Consider the following 13967-nt stretch of genomic DNA (forward strand, 5'->3'; position numbering starts at 1 on the left):
AGAGGACGCATGACCGTGCTGATCACGGGGGGCGCCGGCTTCATCGGCTCCAACCTCGCTCGCCACATCAACCGGGTGTCGCCCGACACCGAGGTCCGGGTCTTCGACGACCTGAGCACGGGTCGCAGAGACAACCTGGAGGGCGTCCGCGCGGAGTTCGTCGAAGGATCGCTGACCGATGTCGACGCCGTCGTCGCCGCCGCCGACGGCGTGACGGCGATCGCGCACCTGGGCGCGCTGGGCAGCGTCCCCCGCTCGGTCGACAACCCGCTCGGCAGCCACGACGCCAACCTCACCGGCACGCTGAACCTGCTCGAGGCCGCCCGCTCGCACGGAGCCTACGTGACCTTCGCCTCGTCCAGCTCTGTGTACGGCGCCAACACGACGCTGCCGAAGTCGGAGTTCGACTGGACGCGCCCGATGAGTCCTTACGCTGTCACGAAGCTCGGTGCCGAGGCATACGTGCTCGCATACAGCCACTCCTACGGACTGCCGACGCTGGCCTTCCGCTTCTTCAACGTGTACGGTCCCTACCAGCCGGCCGACCATGCCTACGCCGCGGTCATCCCTCGGTTCCTCGACGCGGCGCTCAGCGGTAGGCCGGCGGTGATTCATGGCGATGGTCAGCAATCGCGCGACTTCACCCACGTCGACACCGTGTGCCAGACGCTGTGGTCGGCCATCGAGCGCCGTCTCGACCTCCCCGACCCGGTGAATCTCGCCTTCGGCACGCGCACGACTCTGCTGGAGCTGCTCGACGTGATGGAAGACGAACTCGGGCAACCGATCGCGCGCACCCACGTCGAGCCGCGAGCCGGCGATGTCAGGGCCTCGCAGTCCGATGGCGTGCGTCTGCGGGAGTTCTTCCCCGACGTGGCTTCCACGCCCCTCCGGGAAGGGATCGCGTCGACCGTCGACTGGTTCCGCCGAACGACCGCGCCCTGATGCCGAAATCCATCGTTCTGGCGACGACCGTCGATGTCTCACTCGGATTGCTCAAGGGCTATCCGTCCTTCCTGGTGGCACAGGGGTGGGATGTTCACGTCGTCTCCTCGGGGGGAGAGCGCCTCGCGGCGCTCGGCGAGCTCGACGGGGTGACCGTGCACGCGATCCCGATGCGCCGCGCTCCTTCGCCCTTCGCCGACGCCGCCGCGCTGCTGGCCTGGGTGCGGCTGCTTCGGAAGCTCAGCCCGGACGCCGTCTCGCTCGGCACCCCGAAAGCGAGCCTGCTCGGGCTCGTCGCGGCGAGGATGCGGCGTGTTCCCGTGCGGCAGTACATCCTCCGTGGGCTCCGTCTGCACACGACGCGCGGCCTGCTGCGGAGGATCCTCTGGTTGAGCGAGCGCGCCGCGATCGCGATGTCGACCGACGTGGTGGCGGTGAGTCGAAGTCTGCGCGATGAGGCGGTGGACCTCGGCCTCGACCGCCGCGGCAGGATGAGCGTCGTCGGGGAGGGGAGCTCGAACGGCATCGACCTGGAGCAGTTCGACGCCGGGCGGTTCACCACTGCGGAGACCGAGCAGCGTGCGGCGTCGCTGGCGCTGCGACCGGGAGTGCCGACGATCGGGTTCGTCGGCAGGCTCACCAGGGACAAAGGCATCGACACCTTGCTGAAGGCCGTCGAACGCGTCCAGGTCGCCACTCCGGTCGATCTGCTCCTCATCGGCGGGTTCGACGATGAGGAGGCGGAGTCGTGGATTGACGGTGCCCGCTCACGCGGCGTGCACGTGACGGTGGTCGACCATGTGGCCGACCCGGCCCCGTACATCGCCATGTTCGATGTCGCATGCATCCCCTCGCTGCGGGAGGGATTCTGCAATGCGGCGGCCGAAGCATCGGCGATGGGTGTCCCCGTCGTGGGAACGCGGGTCACCGGAATGGTTGATCCCATCCTCGACGGCGAGACGGGTCTGCTTTCCGCACCGGGCGACGATCGGGCGCTGGCGGCGCACTTGTCCGCGCTGCTGACGGACCCGGAGAGGGCGGCGGACCTCGGGCGCGCAGGCGCCGTCTTCATCCGCGACAACTACGAACGCTCCTCCGTGCAGAGCCGCTACGAGGCACGGCTGGCCGCCTCGACGACAGGGACGGATTCATGACGACCGCGCAGGATTCACCCGGAGGGCGATCGTCCACCTCCTCGTCGCGGCCGATCATGCAGGTCTTCTCTGCGCTCGATCGTGGGGGAGCGGAGCTGCGGACGATCGACATCCTGCGTGCAAGCGGGACGTCCGTGCAGTTCCTCGCGGCATCCGGACGTGTGGGTGCTCTCGACGAAACGCTCGAGCGCGAGGGGCACACGATCCACCGGCTGCGCGTGCGCGGACCGGTCAGCGCTGTCAAGGCCGCGCGCTTGATTCGGCGTCAGGGTATCGAGGTGGTGCACGCGCACCTCGGCGGCGCATCGGGAATGATCCTCGTCGCGGCGTGGGCCGGTGGTGCGCGCGTGCGCATCGCGCACAGCAGGAGTGATGGGGTTGGGGGGCGATCTACCCCGCTCAAGCGCACCTATCTCGCACTCTCGCGTGCGCTCGTCCGCGTCTTCGCGACCGACATCGTCGGTGTGAGCCCGTCGGCGCTGGAGGGCTCAGGACTCCTCCGGGGAAAGTGGCGGACCAGGGCGACCGTGATTCCCAATGGCCTCGATGCCGCCGCACTCCGCCTGCGTGCGGAGCAGGGGAGGGGCGATCGTGAAGAGGCCGAGGGGACGCTGGTGGTCGCCAGCGTCGCTCGCGCCGAGCCGGCGAAGAACCGGATGCGCGCGATCCGCGTGTGGAGCGAGCTGGCTCGCGGGACGACGACCACCCTGCGACTCATCGGAGGGTTGCACCCATCCGAACGCGAGGAAGCCGACCGGGTGGCGCTCTTCGACCACGTCGCTGCCACCGGCTCACGCATCGAGTTCGTCGGTGAGACCGTTCAGGTCGCCGAGGAGATCGGTGCGTCCGACGTTCTCCTGGTCACATCGATGCGCGAAGGGCTGCCCGGCGTGGTGCTGGAGTCACTGGCGTGCGGGACCCCGGTCGTGAGCACCGACCTGCCCGGGGTCCAGTGGATCGCGGGACAGGTGGCGGGCGTGAGCATGCTGTCCCTCGATGCGAAAGACCGGGCCTGGGCCGCTGCTCTCGAGGCTGCCCCGCGCGATCGTGACGCGATCGCCCGTTCGTTCGCCGACAGCCGGTTCCAGCTCGATACGGCGACCGCAGCGCACCTCGCCCTCTGGCGGATGTCCGGCTCTCGGCCCTTCCCCCGCGTGCTGAAGTTCTTCAGCCTCGTCAAGTTGCACCGCGACGAGTCCGGCGCGTACCGCGCCCTCACGCCGCTGATGTCCAACGAAGAGTGGGCTCCGTTCCTCGAGGTGTTCGACCGGGTGGAGATCTTCACCAGGGTCGAGGAGTCGGTGGTGAGCGGAGACGGCTATCTTCTCGACGACGAGCGCATCCGTGTGACTCCTCTGCCGTTCTACGACGGCTGGCGATCCTATTTCCGGCAGGCGCGTCGTATCCGCACGGCTATTGATGCGGCGACCCGGGACAACGGGGCCGCCTACGGCGTGTGGGCCCCCAACCAGATCGTGGCGCACGTGGCTCGGCGCGCGAAGGCGAAAGACGCCGAGCTGCTGGTCCGTCTGATCGGCGACCCGGAGGACGTGCTGACCGCCATCGTCCCCCGGCCGTTCGGCGCCGTGCTCGGGCGGTTCTCCCGCGCATCCACGGCGGCAGCCGTCCGCAAGGCGACGGCGGTGGTCTACGTCACGCTGCGCGCTCTCCAAGCGAAGTACCCTGCCGCGACCGGAACGGCGGTCCTCGCGCGCACGAACCTCAGACTGTCGCCGGAGATCCTCGAGATCGAGAAGAAGGAATACGCCGACTTCCTCGCCGGTGGACCCGTGTCGGTCATCGCCGTCGGCAGCCAGCAGCAGAACTACAAGGGACACGACCTGCTGATCGACGCGGTTGCCGCCCTCCGACGCAGCGGCAGGGAGGTGAACTTGACCCTGGTCGGGCAGGGCGCGTTGCACTCCAGGCTGGTCGATCAGGCGGAGCTGGCGGGCGTGCCGGTCAACTTCGTGCCCAGGGCCGGGAGCACTGTCGATGTCGCGCGATTGGTCGTGAGTCACGATATCCTCGTGATGCCCTCGAGGACCGAGGGGATGCCGAAGGCGCTTCTGGAAGCGATGTCGGTCGGGGTCTTCACCCTCGGCTCGAGTGTGGGAGGCATGGTGGAAGTGCTCGACTCGTCGTTCCGGTTTGAGCCCGATGACACCGAGGCACTCGCGAAGCGCCTCGGTCACTTCATCGACCACCGCGAGGACGTTCCCGCCGCGGTCGAGAAGCAGCGGGCGGCATTCGAGAAGATCTGGCACGAGCACTCCGGTGCCGAGGTCATGCAGCGGTTCCTCACAGGGTGGTCGGGTCATCGTGACGCATGAGAGACACACCGAAAGCGCCGCCTCTCCGCTCCGTGGCGCACGCCGCGGGAGAGATCTGTACCAACAGGCGCTACCGCTGATCCGCGCACTCGACCGAGTCGTCTCCGCGCTCCCCCGCGGCATGCGTCTCCGACTCATCAACTTCCGGCCGACATCGGATGGCAAGATCGCCCGACTGGTGCGCTTCGTGGCGCTGCGCACGGTTGCTGCATCGTGCGGCGATCTCGTGGACGTGCATCGCGACTGCGATTTGCTCGGCGTGAGCACGCTGCATCTCGGTTCGCGGGTCAGCATCCATCCGAAGTGCTACATCGATGCCTCCGGGAGCATCACCATCGGCGACGACGTCTCCATCGCCCACCACGCGACCATCCTGTCGACGACCCACACCTGGGCGGACGCCGATCTCCCGATCAGGGATCAGCCGCTGACCGCGGCCCCGACCCGGATCGCGTCGAACGTGTGGATCGGGGCGGGTGCTCGCATCATGGCAGGCGTGACGATCGAGGAGCGGGTCATCGTCGCAGCCGGTGCAGTGGTGACGCGCGATGTGCCGTCCGGCGTCATCGTCGGGGGAGTGCCAGCGAGGGTGATCCGTGCGATCTGAGACGTCCACGGTCGACAGCGCGGTCGACACGCCAACCGCCGAGGTGTTCGTGCTCGCCGGCGCCGACCGATCGCGTGCCACCCGGTTCCTGTTCGTCTGGGTCGCGATCCTGGTCTTCCTGTTCGTGCAGTCGGAGCTGGCTTCCCCCGAGCGGAATGTGCTCGCCGTCGAAGCTGTCGTGATCTTCGCGTTCGGGGTGTATTGCCTGAGCCGGAGCATGGCGGCAGGGTTCTGGTCTCCCGCCGCGCTGTTCCTCCTGGTGCTCGCGATCTTCCATATCAGCCTCGTGGTGCACATGCTCACCGGAGTCGACCCGGAGCTGCCCAGGCTCGCGGACTACGCCTGGTTCGACGGACCGGCTGGGGCCGCGGCGCTGCATCTCACCTCGATCGGGATGGCTGCGTATACCGCGGCTGCGCTGCTGCGGGTGGCACTGCACCACGACCGGGTGCGCGTAGCTCGCGACGACGACGACCGATTGGCCGCACGCTTCGCGGGAATCGGTGCCTTCGTGCTGCTCGTGGGTGTGCTGGGCTGGTTCTGGATCGCGAGCAGCACCGTGGGATTCGGTGGCATCACGGGGTCGTACCAGAGCTTCCTCGCCGCGACGCAGGCCACTGACATCCACTTGACCTATCCGTTGATCGCTGTGGGGCTGGGCCTTGCCGTGATGACACCGCTCCGCGCGCTTCAGAAGGTGGCGCTCGTGCTGTTCGCGGTGTTCGCCGTGTTCGGCTTCTTCCTCGGTTTGCGCGGTGAAGTGCTCTTCCCGCTCGCGGTCGCCGTCTCGATCATGGCGACCAGGCGGAAGATGCCCAACTTCGCCCTCGTCGCCATCGGCGGACTCCTGCTGCTGACGCTGATCAACGCGGCGAAGCAGATTCGGCAGGCGGGTCTCGGGGAATCCGGCTTCAGCTTGCAGGACGCGACTCCGCTTGCGGCGCTGTCTGAGCTCGGCCAGACGATGCGGGTGGTCGCTACTGTCGTGAACTGGCACGAGTTCGGCGGCGAGCCGTTCCGCGGTGGCGACACCTACACCGTCGCGGTCTCGCGACTCGCCGAACAGCTGTTCCTCTCGGAGCGCCCGTCAGCCGCCACCGACTTCCGTCTGTTCAATGTGGAGATCTCCACGCGGGCGGGCAACATCGGCGGATCAATGATCGGTGAGGCGTATCACAACCTCGATGTCGGGGGAGTCGCGCTGGTACTCGCGCTCGCCGGGCTGCTGTTCGCGAGCTTCTCCCTGGGCCGCAGGTCTCCGCTGGAGCTCGCGCTCTACGTCGTGATCGCGGTGCCGCTCTACAACCACATCCGCAACTCCTTCGTGCCCGTCATCCCCAGCATCGCCGTCGGCGTCATCCTGGTGCTGGTGATATATGCCACCCGTCGGATGACGGTGTCGAGGAGCAGGGCCGGCGCGCGTGCGTAGGGTGCTGCGACTGATCCGCGCCGGGGTTGGCAGCAGAGCCGGCCGCACCACCGCGTGGTCGTTCACGAACGTGGCTCTGGCGACGGTGGTTGGGGTCCTCACCGCGCGGATGCTCGGCGTCGACCTTCGAGGTGTACTCGGCATCTTCGTTTCGGTCGCAGGACTCGCCGTGCTCGTCGGCACGCTGGGAACGAACGTGGCGATCCGCAGACTGCTGCCGCGCAACGAGGTCGGGCCGAAGCAGTACATTCGGGTCAGCGCCCTGCTGTTCGTGTGCCACCTCGTTCTGCTCTACGCGATCGTGTGGGGACTCAGCGTGTGGGTCGATGCGACCTTCGCCGAGCCGTTCGTGGCCGCGGCCTTCCTCGCCTACGGCGGCGCGTACTTCTGGTCGAACCAGCTGCTGGACCTGATGAACGCCTCAGGGCTGATGTCGAGATCGGCGGCGACGAACGCGTTCGGCACGGCGGTGTGCGTGGCGGCCCTGGTGGTCGCAGCGCTCAGCGGGGCGGGCTTCGAGGGCATCGTTCTCTGCTACTTCGTGTCGATGGTCGGGCAGATCGGGATCGGACTGTTCATCCTCCGCCATTCGTTCGAGCGCGAGTCGCAGCCGGGCGGGGGCGGTCGCCTGCTCCGGCTGGGGCCGAAGCTGCTAGGTCTCAACCTCGGACAGGCAATCGCGTATCGTGCCGATACTGCGCTCATCGGTGCGCTCGGCTCGGCGAGCGCGGCGGGCATCTACGCGGTCGCGACGACACCGGCCTCGGTGCTGACCATGCCGGCGACGGCGCTCAGCCAGGTGATGATGCACGACGTTGCCGCAGGCAAGGTCTCGTTCCGCGGCGTCGTCCGCCGCGTGCTGCTGATGATGGCAGGACTCGCTGTGCTCGTCCTCGTCGGCTGGGCGCTCGCCGATCTGCTCATCGGCATCCTCTATGGGGCGGCGTTCGCCGAAGCCGCGGGCGTGCTGAGAGTGCTGTTGCTCGCTCAGCTGCTCCTCGTGCCGTTCATCGTCCTTTCGCGCGTGGTCGTGGCCTGCGGGGCCACCTGGTCCGCCAGCGTGCCCGGTATCGTCGGGGCCGTCGCATTGATCTTCATCGGAGTGTTGTTGATTCCCGACCTCGGGGCGTTCGGTGGTGCCTGGGCGAGCGTCTGCGCGTACAGCATGATGTCGATAGTGAGCTTCTTCCAGGCGTATCGGCGTCGCGAGAAGCTCGTGCGTCCGAGGTCAGAGGACGACGGAGCAGCGTGAGGGGAGCGGGAGACCGATGGTGAGAAGGTTCAGCAGGTCGGTGCTGAGATGGTGGCAGTTTCGTCGAGACCCGATCCGGGCCGCGCGCAGAATCGGGGTGACGGTCGGGTCGCGGTGCCGTTTCCTCGGCGTCTCGGCGTCCACTTTCGGATCGGAGCCCTACCTGATCTCGATCGGCGACCACGTCACGATCACCGGTGAGACCCGTTTCATCACGCACGACGGCGGCGTGTGGGTGCTCAGGGATGCGCACCCCGACCTGGATGTGGTCGCTCCCATCACCGTCGGCGACAACGTCTTCATCGGGCTTCGTGTCACGATCCTCCCCGGAGTGACCATCGGCGACAACGTCGTGATCGCGGCAGGCAGCGTGGTGACGCGATCGTTCGACGGCGACGTCGTGATCGGGGGAGTGCCGGCGCGTGTGCTGCGCCCTCTCGACGAGTACGAGAAGACCGCGGTCGCGACGGGGATCCGTGTCAAGGGACTGAACCCGGAAGAGAAGCGAGCCGCACTGATGGAGCGCTTCTCCACCGAGCGCGCGGACTGAGGTCCTCTGCGCACAACGGATGCTCTCTAGAGCAGCGACACGTTCTCGGTGCGGCGCACCCGGTTCCGGGTGTCGAGCACGCTCGTTCCGGAGTCGGCGACCACGTCGTAGTCGAAGTCATCGTGGTCGGTGACGACGATCACCACATCCTGCTCCGAGATGAGCAGTTCACTGAACTCGGCGCGTGCGACGCTCATCGGCCAGTTCGCCGCCGAGACGTGCGGGTCGACGGCGGTGAGGTCGGCTCCGTACCGGTTCAGGAGCTCGATGATGCGGATGGACGGCGATTCGCGGCTGTCGCCGGAGTTCTTCTTGTAGGCGATGCCGAGTAGCAGCACCTTGGCGCCGTTCAGGGCCTTCTGATCGTTGTTCAGCAGCTCGATGGTGCGCTGGACGACATAATCGGGCTGGTGCTCGTTGAGGTCGTTCGCGAGCTCGACGAAACGAAAGCTCTGGCCGAGCGTGCGGCGCACTTGCCAGGAGAGGTAGCTCGGATCGACGGGCAGGCAGTGCCCGCCCACGCCGGGTCCCGGCGTGAACTTCATGAACCCGAACGGTTTGGTGGCCGCTGCGTCGATGGCCTCCCACACGTTGACGCCGAGCTGATTCGCGAAGATCGCGAGCTCGTTCACGAGCGCGATGTTGACGTGCCGGAACGTGTTCTCCAGGAGTTTCGTCAGCTCAGCCTCCTTCGGCGTCGTCACCGGGACGGTGCGCTCGACGAGCGAGGAGTAGAAGCCATCGACGTGCTCCAGTGACGTCGCGTCGATGCCGGAGACGACCTTGGGCGTGTTGACGAAGGAGTAGACCTTGTTGCCCGGGTCGATGCGCTCCGGGCTGTATCCGGCGTAGAAGTCGACGCCGGCACGGAGACCGGACCCCGATTCCAGGATCGGCACGAGCAACTCCTCCGTGGTGCCGGGGTAGGTCGTCGACTCCAGGATGATCGTGGCCCCGGGTGAGAGGTGCGCAGCCAGCGAGGCGCCGGCACTCTCGATGAACGTGAGGTCGGGCAGCGTTTCGCGCAACGGGGTGGGAACCGTGATCACCGCGATGCCGAAGCCGTCGATGCCGTTGTAATCCGAGGCGACGCTGTAGCGGCCGGAGGCCAGCGCGGCCTGCAACTGCGCATCGGGGATGTCCTCCACGTACGACGTTCCCGCGGCGAGAGAGGAGACGCGGGACTTGTCCAGATCCACCCCGATCACCGTGTAGCCGACTTCGACGGCTCGCATGGCGAGCGGAAGACCCACGTAACCCTGGCCGACGACGACGACGGGACGAGAATCAGTATTCATGTGGGGGTTCCTGTTGGTCTGTTCGGGATTCGGCGGGGATCCGGATCGTCGCCGATCGTCAGCGACCTCGGGCCGCTACCAGCTTGGCACATCGGTTGACGGTGAGACGACCGGCCGGGCTCAGCTGCTCGCGCACTCCGTCGAATGCGATATGGCGGTCTCCCTCGTCATGGGCGTGTGCCAGACGTCGATCGCCGCGTCGGGATCGCTCTCGGAGGCGAACGCGAAAGCAAGCGTGTGCGCCTCGGCGAGATGGTGGAAGACCTCGACCTTGTACGCCGGTCGCCCGAGATGCTGGCCCGACGCGAATGCCGACACCGGTTCACCGTCGAGCGTGAGCGACTGCAGAGTGGAACCCTGGGGTCCGTAGATGACGACATAGCTGCTGATATCGCCCTCGGGGTAGTTCACGCCGAGGATGTGATCCGGAAGGCGTGCTGCTTCGGTCTCATCCAGCGACGAGGTCAGGGTGACGGCACCCGCCACGACGCCGGGCGCGCGACAGGTCTCCACACCCATATCCAGGTAGTACGACTTCTTCGATCCCGTGTTGTCGTTGACGAAAACGCCGACGGTGGTGGCCTCGTCGCTGTCCGCAGGCATGACGCCGGCCATCCGCGATCCCGCCATCAGCTCGGTCTCGTGCGGGTCGCGACTGAAGTACAGGAGTCGTCCCTCGGCACCTGCGCGATCGAGTGCGGCGACGAACTTGTCCGGCGCGAACGCCCCGCTCACGATCTTCGCGAAGATCCCGGCTGCGGCTGCGCCGAAGAACACGTTCTGCTCGTCGGGGTTGTAGCGGAAATAGACCTCGTTCAGCAGCAGCGGAACCGCGTTGTCTGCGGTGAGCGTCTCACCGTCGGGGAGCGCGACGGGACCCGTCGCTTCGAGCAGGTATGCCAGCGCCACGGGGTCCAGCGAGATCACGGCGTCGAAGTCGGCGCCGTAGTACTCCTTCCACCAGCCTTCGGCGATCGAGACCGCCTCGGGGTAGTCGGGGACCATCGTCAGATCGGGCGTGAAGCGGCCGATCTTGTCGCCGTAGATGGCGACGGATTCCTCGGACAGGGGGATGATCGGGTCCTGTCGATTCTGCAGGAAGTCGCGGCTCTGAGATTCGCCGCTGATCCCGATGGCACCGTTGTCGGTGCGAACGGTGAGGAAGACGGCGGGGTTACCGCCGAGGCTGCGGGCCTCCGAGTTGCCCTGGAACATCAGCAGGTACTCGCGGGGTCCGCTGCCGCCCAGCGCGTTCGGCAAGATCGAGACGATGTCACGGGCCGGAGCGATGAGCGGCTGGATACCTTCGACGGCGTCGGTGAGCTGCGTCACACCGGAGGCGACCTCGCCGATGAGCCCGGTGCGGTCGATCTGGCCCAGGGAGGCTGTCGACGCGGCCAAGCCCCCGTCGATGGTCTCGAGGAGAGGGCCGAGCGCGGTCACGGCCGCCAGGTCGATGCGACCGTCCACGGGTCGGAACGCGTCGAGGCTCACCGTGCTCGCCGGTGCGACCACGTCCTGCGCCAGACTGTCCGTTGTCTCTGCGACGATCCGGATGGCCCGGAAGTTGTTGCCGAGGACGGGCACCGCCTCGGCGATCGCCCACATCCGCCCGTCGGTCTTCCCGACGGCCGCCTTCGTCTCGGAGGAGAGGTTCGCGCTCGCCGTCGCCGCGGTGTCCGCATCTCCCGCGAAGATCGCCTTTCGCACTGCTGTCACCTCGGTGATCGCTTGCTGGAGGTGGCCCCGGACCGACATCGCCCGGTCGTACAGCGTCTTCGCCGTGAAGGCTCCTGCGGCGGCGATCGCGAGGACGCAGATGATGATGATCGCCCAGGTCCATCGACGGCGTCGTGGCGATCTCTTCCGGCGGCCTCCGTCACGGTGACCGGAACCATCCCGACTCGATCCGGGTCCTGGCGACTCACTCTGACCCGCCGGGGAGGCCTCGGAAGCCGAGGAGTCTTCGGCATCCGCCGGCGTCTCGAAGAGGTGGGCGAGAGTCGGCTCCTCGCCGTCGGCGGGTGCCGTCGCCCGGAGTTCGCGAGCTTCTCGTCGACTCTTCGGGCGCGGAGCATCAACCATGCCTCCATTGAATCACCCCTCGTGGGGGCACTTGTCCGAGCCGCCGTGCCGCTCTCCGTCGCCCTCGGCCGGCGGCCACCGTTGCACGGAAGTATGAGAGAGTCTTCCCATGGTCGTTCTCGCCGAACTTTCGCTCGGCGCGGGAATCGTTCGACGCTCGGCGATTGCGGGTCGGCGTTGACCGTTCTGGTGTCGCATGTCGCCGCCGTGACCCTCGCACACGCGCTGGTTGCCGAACTCACCACGCGCAGCGGAATGCGTGCGCTGATCATCAAGGGGCCCGTGGCGATCACGCAAGGGCTCCGCGCTCCCCGGGGGTCCGCCGACGCCGATGTGCTGGTGTCGCCGCAGGATTTCGCCCAGTTCTGCGACGAGCTGACCGCGCACGGCTGGCACCCTCCTCTGTATCGGGAGGCCCCGCGAGTGATGTCGATCCATTCGAAGACGTTCATGCACGACGACTGGCCGTGTGCGATCGACGTGCACCACTATTTCCCCGGGCTGTTCGGGCCCCCGGACGAGGTATTCGATCGGCTCTGGATGACCCGCGAGGTTGTGATGATGGGCCACCGGCCGGCTGTTGTGCCGTCGAGGGCCGGTATGTCGATCTTCGTCGCACTGCACGCGCTGCGCGCGCCGAGCGATCCCCGCAGTGCTGGCGATCTCGATGTTCTGGGCTCGGTGATGGCGCAGGAGTTCCGGCCAGGCGATCAGGCCGAGTTCCTGGAGGTTGCACGGATCGGGCGGGCCCAGTGGGTGCTTTCACCACTGCTGGAGGTGCTCGGCTGGGAGTGGTCGGATGACGCCACAGAGTCCGAGAAGGCGATCTGGCGTGACAATCAGCTGGACGCCTTGAGCAAATCCGCGCTGGTGTGGGAGCGGGAGTTCCGTAGCGCTCTCACGGGCGGGGCGCTTCGCCGCATCGTGCAGGCGATCTGGGTGCCGAGGGCCGCGATGCCACGACCCCGTGAAGACACGCTGCCGACGGTCCGGCAACACTGGCGTTACCAGATCGAGCGCTGGAAGCGGGGGGTCAAGATCGCGCGCGCGCGCAGGACCGATCGGTGACAGGCGCCCCGGGGCGCGGCCGTCGCCTCGTCGTGGCAGGCGCTCGCTAGGCTGGCGCAATGACAGACGCGGTGCTGATCGACGCCCTCGCCGACGATGTCGCTGTCGATCGGCCGGAGTTGTGGCACGTGCGTGCAGACGGCATCGCCGGTCCGAACGGCCGCGTCGTGGTGTTCGTCGCGGAGGACGGCGAGGACGTCACGAAAGCGGTCGAGCACGTGTCGCGACGGTTCGCCTCTCTCGGCGGCGACATGCTCGGCATCGACAGCCAATGCGGTGTCCGCACCCAGAGCGGCATGACCGTCACCGGATCCGAACCCCCCGGCGAAGCGGCATCAACCACCGAGGGGGATGAACCTGCCCAGCGGTTGCGCCTGTGCGGAGTGGTCGTGCTCACGAGAACCGACGACGGGCCGACATCGCCGAATGCGAGGCGCCTGACCATCGATCATGCGCTGCCGGCCCTCATCGCGCAGAGTTCCCAGCTGAGGAGCATGCGTGCGCCGCTGCGCGGGATCGCCTCTCTCCTCGAGGCGATCGGCGGCGTCGTCGGTGTGGCTTCCGGTGACCTGGTCGCGATCGATGAGGAGGTTGATGCTCTGATGCGCGCGCGGCCGCCGCATCGGGTTCCTGGTCACGTCGCTCCCGTCGACAGGGTGGCGGCCGCCGAGGTGGACCGCCAGGGCGCTCGGCTCTTCCGCGCGGCGACCCTTGACGCGATCGCGCTTTCGGGCGACCGGATCGCAGTCCTCCGAAAGCAAGGCGATGGGGAGGAGCTCCGCATCCTCGGCGCATCCGCGGCCGCGGTGTGGCGTGCTGCCGGCGGTCTCTCCTTGGCCGACGTCGTCGACGCTGTCGATTCGATGCAGGGGCCTTCACGTGATGACGTAGCCGACAGGAGTCCGACCGAGGTGGCGACGGATCTCCTCGCGCAAGGGCTCCTCGCCGACCATCCGTCCTGGGCGATCAGCGACGGTGCGGCCTGGACGTCGGCCCACGGGCGGACCACGGTTGTCGACCTCTGGGCCGCTCGTTCGCGGTTGCTCGTCCTCGAGGGGTCGGCGCACTGGGTCTGGGTGATCCTCGCGGAGCGGTCGCCTCTCTCGGAGGAGGAACTGATCCGCGAGTGCGCGCGTCTCTTCCAGGTCTCCGAAGACACCGTCGCGGAGGACGTGGTGGGCCTGCTCGCTCAACTTCGGCTCGAAGGCCTTCTCGACCTGCTCTGAGCACTGCCTACCGCTCGGCT

General features: G+C 67.5%; 11 protein-coding genes. 9 read left to right on the forward strand and 2 right to left on the reverse strand.

The features are described 5' to 3' along the window. Positions 1-9: 9 nt before the first annotated feature. The 7 genes from LC041_RS05835 to LC041_RS17320 all read left to right on the forward strand — a co-directional run bounded on the left by LC041_RS05835 (position 10) and on the right by LC041_RS17320 (position 8270). Positions 10-945, forward strand: coding sequence for an NAD-dependent epimerase/dehydratase family protein (locus LC041_RS05835; RefSeq protein ID WP_226532012.1), 936 nt, complete (start codon positions 10-12; stop codon positions 943-945). Then, positions 945-2099, forward strand: coding sequence for a glycosyltransferase family 4 protein (locus LC041_RS05840; RefSeq protein ID WP_226532013.1), 1155 nt, complete (start codon positions 945-947; stop codon positions 2097-2099). Before LC041_RS05835 ends, LC041_RS05840 begins: the two co-directional genes overlap by 1 nt. After that, positions 2096-4432 carry a glycosyltransferase gene (locus tag LC041_RS05845; protein ID WP_226532014.1) on the forward strand — a complete coding sequence of 779 codons (2337 nt, stop codon included), beginning with the start codon at positions 2096-2098 and terminating at the stop codon, positions 4430-4432. The genes LC041_RS05840 and LC041_RS05845 overlap by 4 nt, the downstream gene beginning before the upstream one ends. Next, on the forward strand, positions 4422-5039 hold the full coding sequence (locus LC041_RS17315; protein WP_308012751.1) for an acyltransferase: 618 nt from the start codon (positions 4422-4424) through the stop codon (positions 5037-5039). Before LC041_RS05845 ends, LC041_RS17315 begins: the two co-directional genes overlap by 11 nt. Next, the gene (gene wzy / locus LC041_RS05855; RefSeq protein ID WP_226532015.1) at positions 5029-6468 is read left to right on the forward strand and encodes an O-antigen polysaccharide polymerase Wzy; all 1440 of its coding nucleotides are present in this window, start codon (positions 5029-5031) and stop codon (positions 6466-6468) included. The genes LC041_RS17315 and wzy overlap by 11 nt, the downstream gene beginning before the upstream one ends. After that, positions 6461-7720 carry a lipopolysaccharide biosynthesis protein gene (locus tag LC041_RS05860; RefSeq protein WP_226532016.1) on the forward strand — a complete coding sequence of 420 codons (1260 nt, stop codon included), beginning with the start codon at positions 6461-6463 and terminating at the stop codon, positions 7718-7720. The genes wzy and LC041_RS05860 overlap by 8 nt, the downstream gene beginning before the upstream one ends. 97 nt (positions 7721-7817) lie before the next feature. After that, on the forward strand, positions 7818-8270 hold the full coding sequence (locus LC041_RS17320) for an acyltransferase (protein ID WP_308012752.1): 453 nt from the start codon (positions 7818-7820) through the stop codon (positions 8268-8270). A gap of 26 nt (positions 8271-8296) precedes the next feature. Here the strand turns inward: LC041_RS17320 and LC041_RS05870 are convergent, their stop codons facing one another. Continuing rightward, on the reverse strand, positions 8297-9568 hold the full coding sequence (locus LC041_RS05870) for a nucleotide sugar dehydrogenase (protein WP_226532017.1): 1272 nt from the start codon (positions 9566-9568) through the stop codon (positions 8297-8299). Positions 9569-9688: 120 nt separating this feature from the next. After that, on the reverse strand, positions 9689-11653 hold the full coding sequence (locus tag LC041_RS05875; protein WP_226532018.1) for a DUF4012 domain-containing protein: 1965 nt from the start codon (positions 11651-11653) through the stop codon (positions 9689-9691). A 177-nt stretch (positions 11654-11830) separates the two neighbouring features. On the opposite strand from LC041_RS05875, the gene LC041_RS05880 reads away from it, so the two are divergent. Together LC041_RS05880 and LC041_RS05885 are read left to right on the forward strand one after the other, a co-directional pair. After that, on the forward strand, positions 11831-12721 hold the full coding sequence (locus LC041_RS05880) for a nucleotidyltransferase family protein (RefSeq protein ID WP_226532019.1): 891 nt from the start codon (positions 11831-11833) through the stop codon (positions 12719-12721). Positions 12722-12780: 59 nt separating this feature from the next. Then, a complete protein-coding gene (locus LC041_RS05885) occupies positions 12781-13947 on the forward strand; it encodes a PqqD family protein (protein ID WP_226532020.1) in 1167 nt (388 codons plus the stop codon). Positions 13948-13967 lie beyond the last annotated feature (20 nt).

Origin of the sequence: Microbacterium paraoxydans (assembly GCF_020524545.1) — a bacterium.
In the GTDB taxonomy this organism is placed as follows: Bacteria; Actinomycetota; Actinomycetes; order Actinomycetales; family Microbacteriaceae; genus Microbacterium; species Microbacterium paraoxydans_C.